At 76.4% G+C, this 5283-nt stretch carries 6 protein-coding genes; 5 read left to right on the plus strand and 1 reads right to left on the minus strand.

The features are described from left to right. The first annotated feature begins 36 nt into the window (after positions 1 to 36). The 5 genes from alr to rimI are packed head-to-tail and all read left to right on the plus strand — an operon-like array spanning position 37 to position 4267. A complete protein-coding gene (gene alr, locus I4I78_RS29975) occupies positions 37 to 1302 on the plus strand; it encodes an alanine racemase (protein ID WP_218614880.1) in 1266 nt (421 codons plus the stop codon). Next, positions 1296 to 2507 (plus strand): alpha/beta fold hydrolase, encoded by a 1212-nt coding sequence (locus I4I78_RS29980; protein ID WP_218614875.1) that lies wholly within the window; start codon positions 1296 to 1298, stop codon positions 2505 to 2507. The genes alr and I4I78_RS29980 overlap by 7 nt, the downstream gene beginning before the upstream one ends. After that, complete coding sequence (tsaE, locus tag I4I78_RS29985; protein ID WP_218614876.1) at positions 2504 to 2968, plus strand: tRNA (adenosine(37)-N6)-threonylcarbamoyltransferase complex ATPase subunit type 1 TsaE; 465 nt, start codon at positions 2504 to 2506, stop codon at positions 2966 to 2968. Before I4I78_RS29980 ends, tsaE begins: the two co-directional genes overlap by 4 nt. 52 nt (positions 2969 to 3020) lie before the next feature. Further along, positions 3021 to 3758, plus strand: coding sequence for a tRNA (adenosine(37)-N6)-threonylcarbamoyltransferase complex dimerization subunit type 1 TsaB (gene tsaB, locus I4I78_RS29990; protein WP_218614877.1), 738 nt, complete (start codon positions 3021 to 3023; stop codon positions 3756 to 3758). Continuing rightward, entirely contained in the window at positions 3758 to 4267 is a 510-nt protein-coding gene (rimI, locus tag I4I78_RS29995; RefSeq protein WP_218614878.1) for a ribosomal protein S18-alanine N-acetyltransferase, read from the plus strand. The genes tsaB and rimI overlap by 1 nt, the downstream gene beginning before the upstream one ends. A gap of 99 nt (positions 4268 to 4366) precedes the next feature. Here the strand turns inward: rimI and I4I78_RS30000 are convergent. Continuing rightward, positions 4367 to 5283, minus strand: a 917-nt coding sequence (locus tag I4I78_RS30000; protein WP_218614879.1) for an aldo/keto reductase, incomplete at its 5' end; no start/stop codon positions are given.

Below are 5283 nucleotides of genomic sequence, written 5' to 3' on the forward strand. Positions count from 1 at the left end.
GCCCGTCAGCACCCCGGACCGGCGCCGGGAGATGCGATGATCCGGCACGTGACCGCGCCCGAACCGGTGCCCACCGGCCCGCCCGGCGGGGAACCGTCCGTGGCGCCCCGTCCCGCCGGGGTGCCGTCCGCACCGCGCGCCGAGGCGGTCGTCGACCTCGACGCCGTCCGGCACAACGTCGCGCTGCTGTCCGGGACCGCGGCCCGGTCCGGAGCCGCGACGATGGTCGTGGTCAAGGCGGACGGGTACGGGCACGGCGCGGCCGAGGTGGGGCGGGCGGCACTGGAGTCGGGTGCGGGGTGGCTCGGCGTGGCCACCCTGGAGGAGGCCACGGCACTGCGCGCCGCGGGGATCACCGCACCCGTACTGAGCTGGCTGCACGTGCCGGACGAGGACTTCGCCCCCGCCGTCGCCGCCGGGGTGGACCTGTCGGTGTCCTCCCGCGAGCACCTGGCCGCCGTGCTGGGCGCGGGCCGGCGCACCGGGAAGGTCGTGCGGTTGCACCTCAAGGCCGACACCGGGCTCGGCCGCAACGGCGCCCCGCCCGCCGAGTGGCCCGGGCTGGTCGACGACGCCGCCGCGGCCGCGGCGGTGGGCGAGGCCGAGATCGTCGCCGTCTGGTCGCATCTGGCCCAGGCCGACGAGCCGGCGCACCCGATGCAGGACGTCCAGGCCGCCGCGCTGGACGCCGCGTGGCGCCACGTGCGCGAGCGCGGGTTCGCCCCGCTGCGCCACCTGGCCAACTCCGCGGCCACGATGACCCGCCCGGACCTGCACCTGGACCTGGTCCGGCCGGGCATCGCCGCCTACGGGCTGGACCCGATCGCGCAGCCGGCCCAGAGCCCGTTGCGCCCGGCGATGACGCTGCGGGCCCGGGTCGCGCTGGTCAAGCAGGTGCCGGCCGGGCACGGCGTGTCCTACGGCCACGAGTGGACCTCGCCCGCCCCGGCCACCCTGGCGCTGATCCCGGCCGGGTACGCCGACGGGGTGCCGCGCCGGCTCAACGACGGCGGGCGGATGCGGGTCCGGATCGACGATGCGATCCGACCGGTCGTCGGCCGGGTCTGCATGGACCAGGTCGTCGTCGACTGCGGCGACGTGGCGGTGCGGGCGGGCGACACCGTCGAGCTGTTCGGCACCGGCGAGCGAGGCGGCCCGACGGCGCGGGAGTGGGCCGACGAGCTGGGCACCATCCACTACGAGGTCGTCACCGGGATGCGCGGGCGGATCCGGCGCACGGTGCACGGCGACAGCAACGGGGCCGGGACACCGGCCGGACACGTCGGGAGCGGGCGATGGTGAGCCGCAAGGCATGGCAGGCGGCGGGCGTGGCCGGAGGCGTCGCGAGCGCGGCCGGAGCGGCCGTCGGGCTCGGGGTGGCCGCGCACCGGCGTCAGATCGCCACCGCCCGGCGCGAGCTGGCCACCGACATGGCCGAGCACGGCGGCACGCCGCCGATCGGCCTCGGTGAGGAGTGTTCGGTCACCGCGGACGACGGCGTCCGGATCGCCTGCGAGGAGGTCGAGGCGCCGGACGGTGAGAAGGCCGCCCTGACCGTCGTCCTGGTGCACGGGTTCGCCCTGGACCGGCGCACCTGGCAGGAGCAGCGGGCGTTCCTGGCCGGGTTGGCCGAGCCCCGGATCCGGTTCGTGCTCTACGACCAGCGCAGCCACGGGCGTTCCGAGCGGGCACCGGAGCCCAGCTGCACGATCGACCAGCTCGGCCACGACCTGGACGCGGTGATCCGCGCGCTGGCCCCCGACGGCCCGCTGGTGCTGGTGTCGCACTCGATGGGCGGCATGGCCGTGATGGCCCTGGCCGAGCAGAACCCGGACCTGTTCCACCAGCGGGTGACCGGGGTCGCGCTGATCTCCACCTCGGCCGGGGAGATGTCCTCGGCCGGGCTGCCGGGCACGTTCCTGTCCCGGCGCAACCCGATCACCCGGGGCCTCGGGATGCTGGCCAGCTGGCAGCCGGGCCTGGTCGAGACCGGGCGGCGCGCGCTGGGCGACGTCATCTGGGCGGTCACCAAGCGGTTCGCCTACGGCGACCGGCACGTCGACCCGCGGATGGTCGACCTGGTCGACACCATGATCGACTCGAACGCGGTGGGCGCGCTCACCGACTTCGTGGACACCCTCGGCACGCACGACCGGGTCGCGGCCCTGCCCGGCCTGTCCGGCTGCGAGGTGCTGGTGCTGGCCGGCGACTCGGACCGGATCATCCCGTACCGGCACAGCGAGGCGATCGCGGCCGCGTTGCCGACCGCGCGCCTGGTGCGGCTGCCCGGCGTCGGGCACATGCCGATGCTCGAGCAGCCCGAGCGGGTCGACGACGAGCTCGCCGACCTGATCGAGCGCAGCCTCGAGCGCTCCCGCAGCGGCCGGTTCCGGCTGCGCCGCCCGCGCCACAACGCCGAGCCCTCCGCCGGTGCCGACGCCCCGACGAAGGGCCGGGACAGCGGTCGCGGAAAGGGCCGGGGGCGGCGCCCGCGGCGGCGGGCATGACGGCCCCCGGGATCGTCGAGGGCGAGCGCGAGCTGCCCACCGTCGACGACACCGAACGCCTCGGCGAGGAGCTCGGCGCACAGCTCGGCGCCGGGGACCTGGTGCTGCTGGCCGGCCCGCTCGGGGCGGGCAAGACGGCGCTGGTCCGCGGGCTGGCGCGCGGGCTGGGCGTGCAGGGGGCGGTCACGTCGCCGACGTTCGTGATCGCTCGCGAGCACCCGCCGTCGGGGGCGGGGCCGGCGCTGGTGCACGTGGACGCCTACCGGCTCGGGCTCGCCGAGGACGCCGACGTCGCGGCCGAGCTGGACGACCTCGACCTCGACACCGACCTCGAACGGGCCGTCGTGGCGGTCGAGTGGGGCACCGGGGTGGCCGAGCGGCTCTCCGCCCGCGCGGTGCAGGTCACCCTGCAACGCCGACCGGACGACGTACGGGTGGCGACGATCCGCCGCCTCGGATAGGTGCCCTGAGCCCTCCGGGCGGGCCCGGGGAACGCGCTCGTAGGCTGGTCGTGTGCTGGTACTGGCCCTGGACACAGCGACCCCTGTGGTCACCGCGGGTCTCGTCGACCTGCCCGCGGACGGTTCGTGGCCGTCGGTGCGCGCGGCGCGGGCGCACGACGGTCGCAAGCACGGCGAGCTGCTGATGCCGGCCGTGCTGGAGATCGTCGCCGAGGCCGCGGTGGTGCTGGCCGACGTCGAGGCCGTGGTCGTGGGCTGCGGGCCGGGCCCGTTCACCGGGCTGCGGGTCGGGATCGTCAGCGCGGCCGCGCTCGGCGACGCGCTCGGCGTCCCGGTGCACGGGGTGTGCTCGCTCGACGCGGTCGCGCTCGCCGCCGCGGGCCGGTTCACGCTCTCCGGCGAACCCGGCACCTCGGACGGCGCCGCCCCCCGCGACGCCGCCGGGCCGCCCGGGAACCTGCTCGTCGTCACCGACGCCCGTCGTCGCGAGACGTACTGGGCCGTCTACGACCCGGCCGGGCGCAGGCTGACCGGCCCGTCGGTGGAGGCGCCGGAGCAGCTGCGCGAACGGCTGCCCGAGCTGTTCGTGGGCCGTGCGGCCGGCGACGCCGCGTTCGCCGAACGGCTCGACCTCGAGATCGACGGGCCCGCGTCCCCGCCCCCGGACGGCCTGGTCGCCGCCGCGTCCGGTGCGCTCCTGGCCGGGACCGAGCCCGCCCCGCTGGAGCCGCTCTACCTGCGCCGCCCCGACGCCGTCGAGCCGACGGGACGCAAGCGGGTCACGGCCTGATGGCCGGCCCCACCGGGACGGAGACGCCGGAGGTGGCGCTGGGCCCGCTCTACCGCGCCGACGCGCCGCGGTGCGCGGAGCTGGAACGGATCCTGTTCCCCGGCGACGACCCGTGGAGCGCCCAGGCGTTCCGCGACGAGATCGCGATCGGGCACCCCTACGTCGCCGCCCGGGTCGGGCAGGAGCTGGTTGGCTACGCCGGGCTGGCCTTCGTCGCCGGGCCGCCGCAGGCCGAGGCCGAGGTGCACACGATCGGCGTCGACCCGGCCTGGCAGGGCCACGGGATCGGGCGCCGCCTGCAGAACGCGCTGCTGGCCGTCGCCGACGAGGTCCGCGCGACGGTGTTCCTGGAGGTCCGCACGGACAACGAGGCGGCGCAGGCCCTCTACACCTCGACCGGCTTCACCGTCGTCGGCCTGCGCAGGCGCTACTACCGCCCCAGCGGCGCGGACGCCTACACGATGCGCCGCGACCCGGTACCGCCCCCGGTCCCGGACCCGCACTGCTGAATCACGATGGCCGCGCGCCGCACTCCTGAACCACGAGGTGCGCGCGCCGCACGCCATGACGCACGAGTGCCGCCGCCGACGCGGCGGGATCGGACGCCGTCAGGACGTGGCGGAGAGGTAGGCGAGCAGGCGGCGTTCGTCGTCGGTCAGGACCAGGGTCCGCATCGGCAGAATGGCGGCGAGCTGGCCGGCGGTGCGAGCGCCGGCGATCGGGGCCGTGACGGCCGGTTGCGCGGCCAGCCACGCCAGCGCGACCGAGGCGACCGGGACCTCGTGCCCGGCCGCGATCTCGTCCAGCCCGGCCAGCACCGCCCGACCGCGGGAGTCCAGGTAGGCCCGCGCCCCCTCGGCGCGGGGCCCGGTCGTGTCGGCACCGCCGGGGTCCGGGCTGCCGGAGTCAGGGGTGCCGGAGTCAGGGGTGCCGGAATCCGGGCCGCCGGGCCGGTACTTGCCGGTCAGGAAGCCCTTGGCCAGCGCGAAGTACGGGTAGCAGGCCAGCTGCTCGGACTCGATCAATGGAGCCAGAGCCGTCTCGAACTCGTCGCGCTCCATCAGGTTGTAGTGCGGCTGGACGGCGGTGAACGAGGTCAGCGAGTCCCGCGACGAGATCTCCAGCGCCGAGCGGATCCGGTCGGCGGAGAAGTTCGACGCCCCGATCGCGCGGACCGAGCCCGCGCGCACCAGCGCGTCGAAGGCGTCGAGGGTCTCCTCCTGGGCGGTCTCCGGGTCGTCGCGGTGCGCCCAGTAGAGGTCGATCCGGTCGGTCCGCAGCCGGCGCAGCGAGTCCCGGGCCGCGGCCGCGATGTTCTCCCCGGACAGCCCGGCCCGCCCGGGCAGCGCTCCGACCTTGGTCGCCAGCACGATGCGGTCCCGGTTCCCGCGCGCGGCCATCCAGTCGCCGAGGATCGTCTCGGACTCGCCGCCGGAGTTGCCCGGCGCCCGGTACGTGTACGCGTCCGCCGTGTCGATCATCGTGCCGCCGGCCTCGACGAACGCGTCCAGCACCGCGAACGAGG

Origin of the sequence: Pseudonocardia sp. KRD291, from assembly GCF_019263595.1 — a bacterium.
Lineage (GTDB): Bacteria > Actinomycetota > Actinomycetes > Mycobacteriales > Pseudonocardiaceae > Pseudonocardia.